Origin of the sequence: Paenibacillus castaneae (assembly GCF_002884445.1) — a bacterium.
Taxonomy (GTDB): domain Bacteria; phylum Bacillota; class Bacilli; order Paenibacillales; family Paenibacillaceae; genus Pristimantibacillus; species Pristimantibacillus castaneae.
This window is the reverse complement of the sequence record NZ_KZ614144.1, coordinates 2,979,796-2,997,022: the sequence shown is the minus strand read 5'-3', so window position 1 is coordinate 2,997,022 and position 17,227 is coordinate 2,979,796. Positions and strand designations below refer to the sequence as shown.

14 protein-coding genes are annotated in these 17,227 nt (G+C 44.9%); 3 read left to right on the top strand and 11 right to left on the bottom strand.

The window, feature by feature from the left end; all coding sequences use genetic code 11:
- Nucleotides 1-9: 9 nt before the first annotated feature.
- From CEF13_RS13250 to CEF13_RS13225, 6 genes are all read right to left on the bottom strand, one after another.
- Entirely contained in the window at nucleotides 10-1,026 is a 1,017-nt protein-coding gene (locus CEF13_RS13250) for a 23S rRNA (cytidine(2498)-2'-O)-methyltransferase RlmM (RefSeq protein WP_244917076.1), read from the bottom strand.
- Nucleotides 1,027-2,560: 1,534 nt separating this feature from the next.
- A complete protein-coding gene (locus tag CEF13_RS13245; protein WP_102711125.1) occupies nucleotides 2,561-2,899 on the bottom strand; it encodes a cyclic-phosphate processing receiver domain-containing protein in 339 nt (112 codons plus the stop codon).
- 42 nt (nucleotides 2,900-2,941) lie between these two features.
- A complete protein-coding gene (locus tag CEF13_RS13240; protein WP_102711124.1) occupies nucleotides 2,942-3,757 on the bottom strand; it encodes an Fpg/Nei family DNA glycosylase in 816 nt (271 codons plus the stop codon).
- Nucleotides 3,758-3,797: 40 nt separating this feature from the next.
- Nucleotides 3,798-4,610 (bottom strand): TIGR01457 family HAD-type hydrolase, encoded by an 813-nt coding sequence (locus tag CEF13_RS13235; RefSeq protein WP_208414459.1) that lies wholly within the window; start codon nucleotides 4,608-4,610, stop codon nucleotides 3,798-3,800.
- A gap of 89 nt (nucleotides 4,611-4,699) precedes the next feature.
- Complete coding sequence (locus CEF13_RS13230; RefSeq protein ID WP_102711123.1) at nucleotides 4,700-6,037, bottom strand: ribonuclease H-like domain-containing protein; 1,338 nt, start codon at nucleotides 6,035-6,037, stop codon at nucleotides 4,700-4,702.
- Nucleotides 6,038-6,067: 30 nt separating this feature from the next.
- The gene (locus tag CEF13_RS13225) at nucleotides 6,068-8,317 is read right to left on the bottom strand and encodes a DEAD/DEAH box helicase (RefSeq protein WP_102711122.1); all 2,250 of its coding nucleotides are present in this window, start codon (nucleotides 8,315-8,317) and stop codon (nucleotides 6,068-6,070) included.
- Between the two features lie 237 nt (nucleotides 8,318-8,554).
- On the opposite strand from CEF13_RS13225, the gene CEF13_RS13220 reads away from it, so the two are divergent.
- On the top strand, nucleotides 8,555-8,836 hold the full coding sequence (locus tag CEF13_RS13220) for an autorepressor SdpR family transcription factor (RefSeq protein WP_211297059.1): 282 nt from the start codon (nucleotides 8,555-8,557) through the stop codon (nucleotides 8,834-8,836).
- A complete protein-coding gene (locus CEF13_RS13215; RefSeq protein ID WP_102711120.1) occupies nucleotides 8,833-9,450 on the top strand; it encodes an SdpI family protein in 618 nt (205 codons plus the stop codon). Before CEF13_RS13220 ends, CEF13_RS13215 begins: the two co-directional genes overlap by 4 nt.
- Before the next feature lie 121 nt (nucleotides 9,451-9,571).
- On the opposite strand, the gene CEF13_RS13210 is transcribed toward CEF13_RS13215, so the two are convergent.
- The 3 genes from CEF13_RS13210 to metH form a co-directional block, all read right to left on the bottom strand.
- On the bottom strand, nucleotides 9,572-10,393 hold the full coding sequence (locus CEF13_RS13210) for a class I SAM-dependent methyltransferase (RefSeq protein ID WP_166742778.1): 822 nt from the start codon (nucleotides 10,391-10,393) through the stop codon (nucleotides 9,572-9,574).
- A gap of 187 nt (nucleotides 10,394-10,580) precedes the next feature.
- A complete protein-coding gene (gene rnz / locus CEF13_RS13205) occupies nucleotides 10,581-11,534 on the bottom strand; it encodes a ribonuclease Z (RefSeq protein ID WP_102711118.1) in 954 nt (317 codons plus the stop codon).
- 117 nt (nucleotides 11,535-11,651) lie between these two features.
- Complete coding sequence (gene metH, locus CEF13_RS13200; RefSeq protein WP_424991959.1) at nucleotides 11,652-15,032, bottom strand: methionine synthase; 3,381 nt, start codon at nucleotides 15,030-15,032, stop codon at nucleotides 11,652-11,654.
- Between the two features lie 203 nt (nucleotides 15,033-15,235).
- Between metH and CEF13_RS13195 the strand changes: the two genes are divergently transcribed.
- Nucleotides 15,236-15,784, top strand: coding sequence for a 1,2-dihydroxy-3-keto-5-methylthiopentene dioxygenase (locus tag CEF13_RS13195; protein WP_102711116.1), 549 nt, complete (start codon nucleotides 15,236-15,238; stop codon nucleotides 15,782-15,784).
- 103 nt (nucleotides 15,785-15,887) lie between these two features.
- Here the strand turns inward: CEF13_RS13195 and CEF13_RS13190 are convergent, their stop codons facing one another.
- Both CEF13_RS13190 and CEF13_RS13185 read right to left on the bottom strand, forming a co-directional pair.
- Nucleotides 15,888-16,676: an HAD family hydrolase gene (locus tag CEF13_RS13190; protein WP_102711115.1), complete on the bottom strand. Its 789-nt coding sequence runs from the start codon at nucleotides 16,674-16,676 to the stop codon at nucleotides 15,888-15,890.
- A 23-nt stretch (nucleotides 16,677-16,699) separates the two neighbouring features.
- The gene (locus CEF13_RS13185) at nucleotides 16,700-17,206 is read right to left on the bottom strand and encodes a hypothetical protein (RefSeq protein WP_102711114.1); all 507 of its coding nucleotides are present in this window, start codon (nucleotides 17,204-17,206) and stop codon (nucleotides 16,700-16,702) included.
- Between the last annotated feature and the right edge of the window lie 21 nt (nucleotides 17,207-17,227).

Genomic DNA, 17,227 nt, shown 5'->3' with positions numbered 1-17,227 from the left:
CTGATCGCGTTATTTTTTCTGCAAATAGAGCGTAATTTCCTCGCGGTTATGGAACAGCTGCTTCGCTTTCAGCAGCACAAATTCCGTCGATAATCGAGAAATAACATCTCTAATCGTTTGAAGCGGCTTGCGATGCATAAGCTTAACCGTAATGATCGCCGCAGCACCCTGTTTCAGTGCAGGCTCCAGATCAAGCACCAGTTTGCACATTAGCATCGGACTCCAGCTCATATCGCATACTAATAAGTCGAACGTGTCTGCACCCAATTTAACCTCTGATGCATTCCGCTTTAAATAAGTTAGCGTTGGATATTCCATTAAGGAAGGGTGCAGCTCAGCCGGATCAATTGCAGTAACACGCAATCCTCGTTCCAGCAAAAGCGATGTCCATCCTCCTGGCGCTGCTCCAACATCTAGAGCATTCCGAAACTGTGCATATTGAAGCCCAAACTGACGCTCCGCCTCCAGCAGCTTGAATTTAGCACGAGACACTTGTCCTTCTTCACGCTGGAAACGCACTGCGCCGCCCGGCCAGTCAGATAGCATGTCCGATGGAGTCCCAAACCCGACATATAATTCATTCACAGCCGCGTAAATGGCGATAATAACATCCGGCTGTTGAACGACCGGCTCAGCGCCAATCTCATCCAGCACCGCATCAAGCACCGCTTTCGTATCCGCAGCTGAGTAAACAAACTCCGATTTTGGCGTTCTTCTAATATGAACCGCGACCCGTTTATGTTGAAATGTCAGTACAGCATTGCGAACCATATCTGACAATTGCTCCAAATCATTCGCATTGCCGGTTATTCCAATCATTCGATCAACCGGCTGCACATGCCGTAAAAATATCGGCTCCTGCCCGTGTATAGCCTGCAGCGTCTCTTCACGCCCCTGTGGACTGTTCATCAAAAACACTTCGCCTGCAGATAGCTGTGTGAAGGACACTCCTTCAATAAGACGCCGAAGCTCTTCCATTGCATATGGCGCATAACTTTGATTAGCTGTTCCGATCCATTGACTCACTGTTATGCTCCTTTGATTGGGTGGCGGTTGGGTCCGCCTTGCCCCCATAATATTATCCCCTTGTCCCCTAGGGGACTTTTCACCCAGACCCTTAAGGGCTTTCGAACCCACCCAAACCCTCAAGACATTTACACCCAAGCCCTCAAGGGCGCTCGAACCCACCCATACCCTCAAGGAATTACACCCAGACCCTCAAGGGCGCTCGAACCCACCCAAACCCTCCCTTCCAAGGGAGGGCCCCAAGGGTTGCACCCTCTGGACTCCGGCAATTAAGCCACGTTGCAGTGAAAGAGGCGGGTGTGAGATCCATTTGTTCTAGGCTCGCTTTCGTCCCTTCGGGACACGCTTAAATGTTACACCCAAGCCCTCAAGGAATTACACCCAGACCCTTAAGGGCTTTTCGAACCCACCCAAACCCTCCCTTCCAAGGGAGGGCCCCAAGGGTTGCACCCTCTGGACTCCCGCAATTAAGCCACGTTGCAGTGAAAGAGGCGGGTGTGAGATCCATTCGTTCTAGGCTCGCTTTCGTCCCTTCGGGACACGCTTAACATGCGAGCGTAGTGGTTACTTTGAGAAATTGTTAATATTAACTTCATTACTTGAAATTAATATCACGAAATCAGGCTTTAAGGCACAATTAACTTCATTAATTGAAACTAATCCATGTATTTCCTTGAAACCTAACCGATTACAGCAATTTAGTTTCAAATTGTGAAACTAAACGAACCCATACTTAGAAATAATTCAAATTAGTTTCACAAAATGAAACTAATTGAACGCCACTCTAACTTCCCCCGTCCAACTTCTCTCGTTCGCCTACACGTTTATAACAAACTAGCCTTCTCACATCTCAGCCTACTCAGAATGAATTCTCGGCAATGAAAACGCCAGAATAACGGTGGAGATAGAAAAACGGGTATGAGCTCCATTTGTCTTAGGCTCGTTTGTCCCTTTGGGACACGCTTAAATTTAGAGTGTACTGGTTACTTTGAAACAGTTTGAATTTTAATCTCATTATATGAAATTAAAAGGACGAATGCATTCATTTTCGCTGAATTAGCATCATTTGGTGAAACTAAACTAACTTTTGTATTCATTTATTTCCAATTAAGTCCATTTAATTTCAAATCATGAAACTAAACGCCCCAATTCTAAGAACTAACTCAAATTAGTTTCACTAAATGCAACTAATTGAAAGCTACAATGCTTTCTCCGCCCAACTTCACTCTACCACCCAAAGGTTTCTAACAAACTAGCCTTCTCCGATCTCGCATGAGAGCGTGTCCCAAAGGGACGAAAGCGTTCCCCGTACTCCCAAACTCATGAGCGCCTGTCCAACTGCAACGTTTTTCCAATCGCAGGTGTCCAGAGGGTGCAACCCTTGGGGCCCTCCCTTGGAAGGGAGGGTTTGGGTGGGTTCGAAAGCCCTGAGGGTTTGGGTGGGTTCGTACGCCTTTAGGTTGGGGTTAAAGCCCTTGAGGGTTTGGGTAATGGCCCTTGAGGGTTTGGGTGAAAGCCCTTGAGGGCTTGGGTGTCAAGAAAAATGACTTGCGACCTCCGTTATTACCGCATCCGTCATGGGGCCGTTGAACAGCTTCATATCAGCGGGACCGTTAGTCGAGAGCAAATGATACATTTGCATTCTTCCTGCAATGCTTGATGTGTGGAGATATATTTGCTTTGGGTAACGTCCGGTATCTACAATGTGACGCACAACTTCGTATCCAGTTGGCTCGTTCCAGCCTAAATCATAGTCAAGCGAGAGGATATCAATTGATTCGAGATCAAGAAGCTGCTTGCATTCTTCGGCATTGCTTGCTAGAACGAATCCTTTCGGACACGCTCGGTAATCATCTAAATACACATGAATCATGATTGAACCCTCCGCTCATACTGTAGATTCAAAAGCTGCTTATCACTGTGCCTTCTGGGAGCCAGGGCTTACGAAAGCTTTCCGTCCGGATACATCTATTTTCTCAATCAATTCTCCACTCCGTGAGCTGATTTGACCTTCACGATTATAGACTTGAAAATGGTTGCTATAACCGCCTGTAAACGTATCATCTGCTGCAAAAGGCTGTTCTCCCGCGCCTCCGTGTGAAATCGCTTCCTTTAACACACTATGCATCGAATCATAAAGCCGTTCCCAAGTTTCTTGCTCAATAACAGGAATTTTTGCATCTGGACGCAAGCCTGCGGCATAGCAAATCTCATCCGAATAAACAGTTCCAATTCCCGATATCACATTTTGATCCATTAAGGCTGTTTTGATGGAGCTGCGTTTTTTGGCGAACCGTTCTATGAAATGCTCTAATGTTAAACGTTTCTCAAAGGGGTCTGGTCCAATATTTTTTAATTGATCGATAACTTCTTTTACTGAAAGCAGCTGCAATTCATTAGTTCGCAGCCCAACCAAATATAACACTCGCTCACCAAAGCGGATCTTCACCTGTGCCGCGCGATCTGGTTGATCCTCTTCACTGCCGTTATACAAATAAGCGCCTTGGCTTAAAGTTAGCAAAAGTCGCTTGCCATTATCTAAATGGAAAAGCAAATGCTTCCCACGTCGTTCAACAAACCAAATTATTTTGCCGACAACGTCGCGCTGCAGTTGTTCCTCACCAGCTTGTAATACTTTAATATTGCTTACCTCAATACCGGTAATCTGGGCTCCTGCGAATTGCTCCGCCAACAAAGTCCGATATACGTCTAGCTCCGGCAGTTCATGCATGAAAGCTCTCTTCCTTCCTATGGCTCTCGATTCGTTTATTTTATAAACCGGTACGGTTAGAAATGTACGAACGAAGCTCTTCTAGATGCTTGCAAATGATGTCCGGCTTACAACCGGCCTGTTCCATATAATAATCCATATTTTGTTCGTTTGTGAGTCCTGTCAGAACTAGAATCGTACCACAGCCTGCCGCTTTGCCGAAAGCGATATCCGTTGCCATATTGTCGCCGACCACCCAAGTTTCCTGTGCACTCAAACCGATTTCGCGCAAGGAATAATCCATTAATATGGATGATGGCTTGCCAATCAGCACAGGCTCCTTTCCCCCTGCTGCTTTCAGCATAGCGCCAATTGATCCGGCGCCAGGAATGAGGCCATCACTCGATGGCAGCAGAAGATCTGGGTTTGTCAGAACAAAGAGAGCCCCTCCATGTATAAACCGAACGGCTTTGGTTAATCGCTCATAGGTGAATGAACGATCTATCCCTTGCAATACGTAGTCTGGCTGCTCCTCTGTGAGCTGCAAGCCCGCTTCAAGCACAGCAGACTTAAGTCCAGCTTCTCCGACAACAAACACTGATGCTCCCGGTGATAGATTGGCGATATAGCCTGCTGCAGCCTGTGCGGATGTGCACACATCTCTCGCTTCTGCTGGGATGCCCATGTTCATTAACCGGTCAGCTACTTCATCTGGAGTAGCTGAAGAATTATTAGTCACGAAACGATACGGCAGCTTTGTCTCTTTCAAATAGGAAATAAGAGGCTCTGCCCCTTCGATGACATGCGTGCCGTGATACAATGTTCCATCTAAATCAATGAGTAAACCGCGCATTTCAGGCAGTTTGTCTGACATATGTGTGAACCTCCAAAGCGTAAACAGCATATTCCGTCCTCTTGGCGGGCAGTTTACGTTTCTGTTGTCATCTATTTTCATTCATTTCATTATTGAATTTGCTTCATCGACTTCCGCTTCAGCCTTGCAATTCGATTGCGCAGCGAATCCAGCTCCGCTCGCATCTTTGCATCCCGTCGCTGCAGCATGGAATGGTTCAAAGCATGCTCAAAAGCAGTGCTGGCATGTCCCAATGCTGCATCGAAATCTTTCAGCTTATGCTCATAGTACATAGCTAACTCCACGCTTGCTTCATGTGCTGCTGCTCCAAAATTGGAGGAAGATTGTATAATTGCCTTCTGCCACAATAACACAGCACGCATCCAATTTCCAGCCTTCTTATCATGTGCGGCAAGCATAATTAAAGTAGAGGGTTTAACCTCTTTCGCATTAATCGCCATATCGAACAAAAGCTGGGATAATCCTGTTTTCCCCATACGTTCCAGCCAAAGCCCTGTTCGCACCATTTCCTCAGGCTCATCCGGAAGCGGAATATAATCACGTATATTCTCGTTCAATAAATGTCCGAATCGAATAGCTAAGCAAGCGAGCGAGAGCATATCCGTTTCATTATGTCGAAAAACGCCTTCAAGAGGAGCAGGATCGCCATTCGCCAAATATTGAAAGTAAAGCTGAGGTGCCAGCGATCCCGGCACATCATCCTCACGATGAATTCCAAGTCGTTCCTCTTCCACATGGCTTAATTTACAGGACACTAATGTATTTCTCCATATGGACCTTGCTGGATGAAGGAAATCGAGATGCTTCGGCTCCCAAAGGTTCCGAACAAGCCCATTCATGATGAACCGATTTATTACAAGCGGCCAGTCAAAGGTTTTGCCATTATATGTGGCGAGATACGTATAGTTTTGCAGCTTTTCAGCTAAATAGGCCAGCATGGCTCTCTCTTCAGCTGGATGTCTTATTAATGTCTGCTCGATGACAAATTGATGATTCGACATATATCCTATGCCAACCATGAATGGAATGTTCCCCGTTCCTACACCAAGCCCAGTCGTCTCCAAATCCAGAAACAGCACTTTCTCCGCTGCAGATGATTGCAAAGGGTGAAAAGAAGACAAGCCAGGCGCCGCCGCATGCAGTTCCTCAATTGCATGATGTCCATGTCGGAAATCGCTCGGATAAACGATTTTACGCAGCAGAAAGCTTCCAACATCGTTTTTATGCAGCTTAACGCCAAACGTATCCCATACAGGTGAAATCCACTCCGGATCCGCTTCATCATTAGACTCCTCTTCAATAGAAGTCAAAGCTTCAGCTAGGCTTTCATCCTCATTAGCCCCCTCGGCAAGCGATACTTCAGATTGCTTGTCCTTCTCCCGGCTTTCACCACGCAAACGATTCATGCGATCACGTAATCCGCTCATTGTACACCTCCTGCTTCACAAAACCTCGTCTCATAAATCCTCCAACAACTGAATGCTTTTGATCTTCGCGTTAATTCCCTCAATTTCAGTACCGATACATGAAGGGCAACCGTCTTCACATGGGCATTTGCGTATCAATTTTTTTGCTGCGGCGATCACTTCATCGAATCTTTTAAACACATCTTCAGCTAAACCAATTCCGCCTGGATAATGATCATACATAAAAATAGTCGGTAACTGCGTATGAGCCGCTCTTATTTGAGAAACGACGTGAATATCATTTCTATCGCACATCACATGAATAGGAACAATATGTTTGAGTACATTTGCAATGCCTAATAACAGCTGCTCCAGCGTCTTCGTTCCGATTTCTGAATCAACTTCTTTTAACTCAATCCATGTTGCGCTCGTGTGCAGCTCTTCTTCCGGCAAGGAAATCGGACCATATCCTACATTCTCAAATGTAGTCAGCTTGATTTTCTTGAAAATCGTAGGCAGCATATTTACTGCGACATCTCCGTAATTGACTGCTGTTGTTCTTCTGCTGATCGTCTTGTCGATGACCATAACCTTCAGTTGAACGGCTAGGTTCGCATCGGTATAATACTCCACATCGACTTGTCTTACATATGCTTTCTTATGCTCCCAATCTAGTTTCTCTACTTGGAACTGAACTCCTTCATGCAAATATATAGCTTCATCATGCAGTAGTGTCATCGCACTGAACCGATCCATTTCTCCGATAATTTTCACGTTCGCAACATCGGATTGATCAACAATAACTACATTCTCTTGTGAAGCCGATCGAAGACTAATATTGCTGGCAGGGAAGGATTGATTCGCCCAATAGAACGTATTCTCATGCTGGTGCAAAATCTTCTCTTCAACTAAATACTCCATTATATCTGTTACATCCAAGGGACCGAATTCCTCATCCTTTTGAAATGGTATTTCGTACGCGGCACATCTTAAATGATCCACTAGAATTAATAAGTTTTCAGGGTTAATTCGGGCTGACTCCGGCGATCTATCAAAAAAGTATTCTGGATTTTGAACGATATATTGGTCAATAGGTGTAGAACTCGCAACCATTAATACGAGAGCTTCACCATGTCTTCTGCCAGCTCGTCCAGCTTGCTGCCAAGTACTTGCTACACTGCCAGGGTACCCCGTCATCACACACACCTGCAGTTGACCGATATCAACACCCAGCTCCAAAGCATTTGTACTTACTACGCCAATTATTTCGCCATCACGCAGTCCTTTCTCGATCTCTCTCCGCTGCTTCGGAAGATAACCCCCGCGATAGCCTCTAATGGAGTTTGACCCGATTTCTTTTTTCACCAATTCCTGCAAGTGGCTCAAAATAATTTCAACTCTAACCCGGCTTCGCGCAAATACAATTGTTTGAATTTTGTTTTTCAGAAATTCCATTGCCAAGTTATTTACTTCTACTGTTGCACTTTTTCTTATATTGAGCGGTTTGTTTACAATCGGCGGGTTATAGAAAACAAAATGCTTTCTTCCTCTTGGCGCCCCATTGTCATCTATTAGCCTCATAGGATTACCCGTCAGCTGTTCAGCTAATTCTCTCGGATTCGCAATAGTAGCCGATGTGCAAATAAAAATCGGATTACTTCCATAAAATTTACATATCCTCTTCAAGCGCCGAATGACATTTGCTACATGGCTTCCGAAAACTCCGCGATATGTATGCAGCTCATCGATTACGATATATTTAAGATTTCCGAATAGGCTAACCCATTTTGTATGATGTGGCAGGATGGCTGAATGCAGCATATCTGGATTAGTAATTACGATATGCCCTGCTTTTCGTACAACTTGCCGGATAGCCGGGGAAGTATCTCCGTCATATGTGAAGCTTTTAATATCTATACCCATTTCATTAATAATTTCATTTAATTCGCTCTTCTGGTCTTGTGCCAAGGCTTTAGTTGGGAACAGGTAAAGTGCCCGACACGAGTCGTCTGCGGCTATAGCCTGCAATACTGGCAAATTATAGCACAGCGTTTTCCCTGAAGCTGTAGGAGTAACGGCTACAATGTTTTCACCCTTTTGCAAAGTTTCGTAGGCACTAAACTGGTGAGTATACAATTCCGTTATTCCTCTCTTATGCAAAGCTGATTTGATTCTAGCATCCACGCTTTCCGGGATCGGCTTAGTTTTGGCATCTTGCGGATCTATTTCATGCCAATTAATAATATTCTCATTGGCTTTTAATTGCTGAATCAGCTCTGAAAGTGATTTCTTTTTGAACATCGCGTTTCACCTCTTTGTATGATATTTTAGCGAATATTTGTTCGCTTTACTAGTCCTTACTTCTGGATATTGACAACAAAAATAAACCCCTCTCTTTATGAGTGGATTCGGATTAATGTATGCCCTTTGACAGCTATCAATGGATTACGTTATAGTGAACATGGATTAGATATTTAGGTAATCTTCTAAATATCTTAAACACAGTGGAATGATCTTGAAAGGAAGAAAAATGTGCTCATTGATTTAGCTTTCAAAGCATTAGCAGATCCGACAAGACGCAAAATTCTCGACTTATTGCGGGAGAGCGATTTAACAGCCGGTGGAATCGCTGACCATTTTCAAATGACGAAGCCCAGCATCTCGCATCATCTTAACCTTCTTAAGCAAGGTGAGCTTGTTACTGATGAGCGTAAGGGGCAGCATATATTTTATTCAATAAACACGGATGTTTTTCGAATAATTAGCAAATGGTTTGTTTCCTTCCAGCAAATCAAGCCTGAAGGGGATGAAGGAAATTGAGTACGAATATCATTTCTTGGCTCTTCATTGCCATAGCAGTTGCGGCAACCATAGTTACCTATTCAGACATGCCGGAACAAATGTCGATTCAATGGGATTTAAACAGTGAAGTGAAGGAATATGCCAACAAAGCGTTTGCTGTGTATCTCTTGCCCGGAGTTATGACACTCTTAACGGTTCTTCTTCCCCGTAATCAAAACTATCAGAAATTCAAATCCAGCCTGCTTATTCTTCAAAATGTATTATTACTCGGCTTGCTTAGTCTTCACGGCGTTATCCTAGCTTCAGGCTACGGACTAGAAGTGGATTTGTCAAAAATCGTTCTGCCTATGGTTGGCATCATCTTTGTAACGGTAGGCATTTACATGCCTAAATTTCCGCCTAATAATTATTTCGGCATTAAGACCGTGTATACTGTTAACAATGAAACGGTTTGGAGACTAACACATCGCGCATCAGCTAAATATTTTATCTTAGGTGGCCTGCTTATGATCGGTACAGCATTCATACCTGCCCCCTATCAAATGATTCTCTTTCTAACGATCGTCGTTATCGTAGTATTGACTTCCGTTTATTTGTCTTATCACTTTGCGAAGCATGAGAAGCAAGCATAAACGGCTGCAGCTCTATAGGTAGCTCCGTTTTATAACGATATGAAAAAAGGAGTGCAAACTAGCAATAGTTCTGCACTCCATTTCTGTTTTATTTCACTATGGGATTTTGATTCGCGATCTATCACTCAATTGCTTTTATTTGCTTTAACGTATTCGGATTGTAGTACCAAATAAATTCAAACCAAGGCGGCGCTATCGATTGGAAATGTTCCCAACTGCCAGGCAATGACTCCGAATCATTGCTTTTGACTTCACAAAAGTAATCAAGAACAAACCCTTCTTTTATTAATCCATTCATTATTCTGCTTAACGTTTGCGTATATTCTTTCGGTTCCTGTATTTTACTAAAGGACTGAGACTGGTCATAAACCCATTCCTGGTCAGGATAAGAAGTTACCGATTCATCATTATAAGGAAGCTTTAATAAGTAACCCTCTCCATTCCAATCATTATGCGTTAATCCTGAGAAAAAAGGATTGGCACACATGAGATGATATAATCCACCCTCTCTAATAATGCGAGATACTTCATGAAATACGACTCGTGAATCGGGAATAAAGGTAAGGGAATACGGATGCCAAATAATATCAAACGAATTACTGTCGAAACAAGACAAATCACGCATGTCCCCTTGATACAAACTTATTTCAACTCCATAATGTTCTGCAGCAGCTTTATCCCGTTCCAACTGGGAGGGAGAAATATCAAACACCGATACAACCGCTCCCAGCAAGGCAAATGCAGCAGACTGTTGCCCACCGCCACTTGCCAAACAAAGAACATTTTTCCCAGTTAAATCTGAGCTTACTCCAAACCGGTCCAATTCTAAGTAATCACGAGCTGACTTTTTATCAAGCTCTAGGTTTGGACGTGTGAATAATGCATTTGCTTTAGCCAGCGCTTCCCACCGTGCATAATTATATAAATAGACTTCATCCTTCATCCTTATCACCAGCCTTTTCAGCATTAATATGGATTATATCACCTTATTTACCTAAATTAACGGTAAAAATTTATTATACTAAATGATACCGCTGTTCTTATAACCGTTGTTTGATAGATGCGATCCAAAGTCATCCTGATTCATCGGGATAAATAAAAGTGGCGGTCTGATTGACCGCCACTTTTATTTATTCCTTATTGGGTTCTAATGCAGACGCACGCTTAATCTCAATCATAAGCAAATCTTGTGCGGCTCTCACCGATTCGAAGCTTAGGGCAGCCTCTGCCTCTAAGAGACTTAAATCCTCATTGCTGTAACGTCCGCTGAAATGAGTCATGACCAGCTGCTTTGCCTTCGCTGCTGCTGCTGTTGCTGCCGCTTCTGCCGTTGTGCTATGACCAAATTCATGCGCCTTCTCTTCCATACCCGCAGCGAATGTTGCCTCGTGCACAAGCAAATCAGCCCCTGCTGCCAGCCTTACAGCATTCTCGCAAGGCTTGGTATCACCTAGCACGGTAACAATTCTGCCAACATGAACAGGACCGGTTACATCCTTCGTATGCACGATCGTTCCATCCGGCGCGGCAACCGATTGGCCTTGTTTAAGTTTTCCGTAAAGTGGACCTGCAGCTATTCCCATTTCTTTCAGCTTATGAACAAGCAGCTTGCCCGGCTGATCATGCTCCGTCACGCGGTATCCGAAGCACTGCACGCGATGATCAAGCTCGCCTATCTCCACTTTTAAATGCTCATTATTATAAATTACGCCTTCATTTCCCGTTACTTCATGAATAATCAGCTCGTAGTCCAGATGCGTACCGCTCACAGCAAATACCGTTTCTATATATTGCTTCAAGCCTGCAGGACCAATGAGCTGAACCGGTGTTACGCCGCCATCAAAGGAGCGGCTGCTCAATAGGCCAGGAAGGCCGTAAATATGGTCGCCATGAAGATGAGTAATAAATATTGCTTCGAGCTTGCTGAGCTTCAGCGGCGAATGCATAAGCTGATGCTGGGTTGCCTCCCCTGCATCAAAGAGCCACCAACTGCAGCTAGGCTCAGGAAGCTGCAGCGCAATTGCTGTAACATTTCGATGCTTATTCGGCCTGCCAGCGCCTGTACCCAAAAACCATATATTCATTTGATCGTCCACCTCGCTATTTAGCAGTTTACCCGGCGCAGCCTGAAAAGAAACGAAGAGCCCTCTCCAGCTTGTTGGGACGAATGCTGGAGGGCTCCTCAAAAACCTATTTATAAGCTACAGCTTCTCAACGTTAAAATATTGTGCTTCTGGATGGGCAAATACCATCGCAGAAACGGACGCTTCCGGCTCCATCATGCAGCCTTCAGTTAATTCTACACCAATATCTTGTGGTCTCATTAAATCGAACAGCGGCTCCTGATCCTCCAGATTCGGACATGCAGGGTAGCCAAACGACACGCGAATACCTTGATAACGAGCGCCATGGCGCTGCTTCATCGTCATATCGGCAGGGTCTGGATAACCGCAAATGTCCCGCATCATATGGTGGACACGTTCAGCCATCCCCTCGGCTACTTCAAGCGCAACGGATTGAAGAGCATGAGAGCGCAAGTAATCGCCATTATCCTTCCATTCGTTGGCCAGATCCCTTATGCCGTGACCAGCGGTTACAACAAGGAAGCCTACATAATCCATTATACCGCTATCTACCGACTTCAAGAAATCAGCCAGGCACAAATACGGCTCTACTTGCTGGCGCGGGAATGTAAAACGTTTGATCTCCTGTCTCGGATCGACTGGATTGTAAATAATGACATCGTCACCCGATGACTGCGCAGGGAAGAAACGATACATGCCGTGTGCTTTAACAATTCCTTCTGTCGCTCCCTTGTGCAGAATCTCATCTACAGTCGCCTTAAGCTGAACGGCCTTCTCATTGCCTTCTTTAAGCAGTTCATCTACTTTACCTTTCAAGCCGAGGTGATGACCGAGCAGCATCTGCATATTCACATAAGGAACGATATGCGGAATAGGCACATCGCGAAGCACATGGCGCTCCAAATCCGGCGGTGTGAATACAGGTGCATCAGGCGATATTTTGGAACGGATTGCTCGAGTTAATGTAGGCATAGCCTTCTTCTCTTCCACTTCCATGCTGCCTGAAGCCTTAAAGGCTGCCATTTCCTCTTCCATAGCTGAGCGATGCGTAGGATCCATCAGCTTATTGGCAATATCGAGTCCGTCCATAGCATCCTTCGCATACAGAACAAGTCCGTCATATTCGGGACCGATTCTCGTTTTTGTAAACTTCCGCGTGAGAGCAGCTCCGCCAACTAGAATTGGCGCGTCAATGCCAGCCGTTCTTAAATCCTGCGCTGTAATGACCATCTGCTGCGCAGATTTAACGAGCAGGCCAGACAGTCCAATCGCATCAACCTTCTCATTTCGATAGGCTTCGATCAGCTTCTCAGGCGGTACCTTTATGCCTAAGTTTATAATTTTGTAACCGTTGTTTGACAAAATAATTTCAACTAGGTTTTTGCCAATGTCATGCACATCGCCTTTTACTGTAGCCAAAATAATTTTGCCTTTTACGGATGATTCGTTCTTCTCCATGAACTGCTCCAAATAATTAACGGATGCTTTCATAACTTCGGCGCTTTGAAGCACCTCTGCTACGATTAGCTCATTCCCGTTGAACAGCCGGCCGACTTCTTCCATCCCGCGCATTAGCGGTCCGTTAATAACGTCCATCGCCGAGTATTTCTTAAGAGCCTCGTCCAAATCAGGAATAAGTCCTTCCTTTGTCCCTTCTACTACGTAGGAGCCTAGACGCTCCTCCAGAGAGAGATTCGACAGCTTCTCTTTCTTCTCCACCTTCTTGTCACGGAATGCGGCAACGAAAGCAGCAAGCGTCTCATCTGTTGTATTGTAAATGAGATCTTCCGCTAAACGGCGCTCACTCTCTGGAATAGAAGCATAACGCTCCAGCTTTTCCGTGTTCACAATCGCATAGTCTAGACCCGCTTTGGTAGCGTGATACAAATAAACCGAGTTAAGCACTTCACGGCCAGCGTCTGGCAAGCCGAAGGAAATATTGCTAAGTCCCAGTATGGTTTTGGCAAGCGGGAACTTTTCCTTGATCATGCGAATGCCTTCAAGCGTCTCCACAGCCGAACCAATATATTGTGGATCTCCTGAGCCGACTGGGAACATATTCGGATCAAAAATAATATCCTGAGGGTTCATCTTGTACTTCTCGGTCAGCAGCTTATAAGAGCGCTCTGCTACTTCCATCTTCGCTTGGCGAGTGACTGCTTGCCCTCGCTCATCAATTAGAATCATAACGACAGCAGCGCCATACCGATGGATAAGCGGCAAAATTTGTTCAAACTTAGACTCGCCATCCTCCAAATTTATGGAGTTAATAATCGCTTTGCCTTGTGAATATTTAAGTCCGAGCTCAATAATATGATCATAGGTGGAATCCAGCATTAAAGGCGCTTTAATTTTCTTTACAACCTGAGGCAAAAATTGATGGACGGCATAGGCTTCATCAATATCGGTATCCTGCAGGTTAATATCAATGACATGTGCTCCGCCTTTTACTTGCGCCCTTGCTATTTCGGATGCTTCATCGAACTTTTCTTCCTTCAGAAGCCGTTTGAATTTGCGAGATCCCGAAATGTTCGTACGCTCGCCGATCATGATCGGACGATTCTCGGGCTCAATAAATACCGTTTCTATACCGGATACAGCATCGGGATGCTCTCCCATCTTCGTGCGCGGCGCAAATTTCGCCATCGTTTCAGCCATAACCCTAATATGCTCAGGTGTCGTTCCACAGCAGCCTCCGGCGATATTAAGCCAGCCTTGCTCAGCGAAAGCTGACATTTTCTTCGCAAGCGATTCTGGAGATTCATGATAATGACCATTCTCATCCGGCAATCCGGCATTTGGGTAACAGCTTATTGCGGCATTCGCAATGTCACTTAATGTCCGCAGGTGGTCCCGCATAAATTCCGGTCCTGTAGCGCAGTTCAGACCGATCGAAATTGGCTTCAAATGCTCCAACGAAATATAGAAGGATTCAATCGTTTGACCAGCCAGCGTTGTACCCATCGGTTCAATTGTGCCAGAGATCATGATCGGAAGCTCTTTGCCCAGCTTATCGAACGCATTGCGAATCCCGATGCTGCCCGCTTTGACGTTTAGCGTATCCTGAGACGTCTCCAGCAGCAGCGCATCAACATCCCCTTCAATTAAAGCTAGCGCTTGCTCGTAGTAGCTCTCTACAAGCTCATCAAACGTAACACCGCCGGTAACCGACAGCGTTTTCGTTGTGGGACCCAGAGCACCTGCAACGTAGCGAGGTTTGTCTGGCGTACTGAATTTATCGCAAGCATCGCGTGCCAGCTTGGCTGCTGCTAGATTCAGCTCTCTCGCCTTCTCTGGAATATCATAATCGGCCAATACAACACTGGTTGCACCGAATGTGTTTGTTTCAATAATATCCGCGCCTGCTTCAAGATATTGCTCATGTATAGATTGAATAACGTCAGGACGAGTTAGAACAAGCATTTCATTGCAGCCGTCCAGCTCTACCCCGCCAAAATCTGCTTCATTTAAGTTAGCCTGCTGAATCATAGTACCCATTGCGCCGTCCAAAATAAGAATGCGTTCTTGCAGCGCTTGTTGAATGGTTGTTTTCGACAAGTTGTTACACCCTTCCCCAAAATCATTAACCAATAGTTTATCAGAATGCCTGATGTGTGAAAAGGTAAATCCATCGACAATCCCTTTTTTTTGATTTATAATAATTATATCATTTAATTTCTATAGGAAAAGAGGGAATGTTCATGGCTGAAATAAGAATTCGAAATACTGAGGAACGGATTCAAGGTGAAGACAATGTCCGTGCATTTCTAGAAAAGCAAGAAGTACTGTATGAGCATTGGAATCCAGCTAAGCTGCCTGAGAGCTTACAACAGAAATTTACTCTCTCCGATGAAGAGAAACAACAAATTTTAGCGACATATGATGAAGAAATTCATGATCTTGCTGTGCGTCGCGGCTATAAAACATGGGATATTATCGCATTGTCAGACGCAACACCGAATCTTGATGAGCTGCTCAAAAAATTCGAAAACGTGCATACGCATACCGAAGATGAGGTTCGAGCAATTACAGCTGGCCGCGGCATCTTCATTATTAAAGGTACAGACGATGTTGGCTACTTTGATGTAGAGCTTGAAGCTGGCGATGTCATTTCCGTACCAGAATACAAACCGCATTTCTTCACCCTAATGGATAATCGCCAGATCGTAGCTGTCCGTCTATTCATTGAAACGGAAGGCTGGATTGCGCATCCATTCGCTGATGAGAAATTCGCATCAAACAAAGCGTAGTATTGATTTAAAACAATGCAAGCCCCTCGATAGCAGCAATTGCTGACTACGAGGGGCTTTTTAGCAGCAAGAACGCTTCAGCTGATTGCGCTTCTGCTTTATTTTACGAATCAAGCAGCTGTAGCAGCTCCTCTAAATGCTTAATTTCATAAGCTGGCACAATCTCATCCGTACGTGTTGCACCGTGGCGATTAATCCAAACGGATGTCATGCCAATCGTGTTCGCACCTAGAATATCTGTCGTGAGCTTATCTCCAACCATTATCCCATGATCGGTCTCCACGCCTAAACGGTCAAGCGCATGCTTGAATATAGCAGAAGCAGGCTTACCTTCGCCAAACTCGCCTGAAATAATAATATGATCGAAATAAGGAAGAAGTTCAGGCACCCCGGCAAGCTTTTCTCTTTGCAAATCAGGCGACCCGTTTGTTAATAGCAATAGCTTATATTTTCCTTTCAATGCGTCAAGCACACGGAAAGTTTCTTCGTATACGATAGGACGCGAACGTCTCTCCGCTGGAAATTGTTCAGCAAGCTTCGCTCCAAGCTCCTCGTCATGAATGCCAAGCACTTGAAGGCCTTGCGTCCAAGCCGCTTTACGATAGCCAGGCGCCAGCTTCTCAAGCTTGCGGAATTCGTCCTGCTCGCCTTCGAGAAAATTAGCCCAGAGGCCCTCGAAAGGATTAATTCCAATCATTTTGGTGAATGGGAACGTTTCATACGATTCATAAAGCGCTCTTGCTTCGCGGCGAACCGCTTCTTCAAGCGCAGCTGGATCAACACCAACTGCGTCTGCTGCTGCTTGACAGGTTGCCGCAAAGGCTTCCTTTACACTGCGGTCATCCCACAGCAATGTATCATCGAGATCAAATAATACTGCTTGTTTAGCCATCGTTGTCGGAACTCTCCTGCCTATTATTTTTGCTGAAAAGCAATTCCGTTCGTTTGTGCGAACTGCTTGAGCTTCTCGCCTATTTCTTCTGTTGGATACCTGTTCGTCAATTTGGAGAATACCCAATTGGCGCCTTTTTGCTGCTCTACGATCACATAACCCTTTTGAACAACAATCCCTTTAATCGCAGCTGCCGACAGCTTTTTGTCGCCTGTCATTTTCCGTGTTTGCACGTAATCCTTGCCAATCGTGATATAAGGTCTGCGGAAGAAGAAAACCATAGCAAGCAAAATATAACAGCCTACCGTTATCCAAAACATCGTATCCATTTGGAATCCGGGCGAGTTTTGCATCAGAATGACGTACACCCCGATGAACAAAATTAATAATATCGGAGCAATAAAATTGCGGCCGACGATTTTATCCGATTTTTCACCATTTAAAACCATTTTACCATTACCTTGCTTCTTGCGCTTTTTGTTGACCTCACTCATATTTTTGCGCACTTTGCGCTCCCAAGAACGTGACAAGCTGACACTCCTCCTAATTAT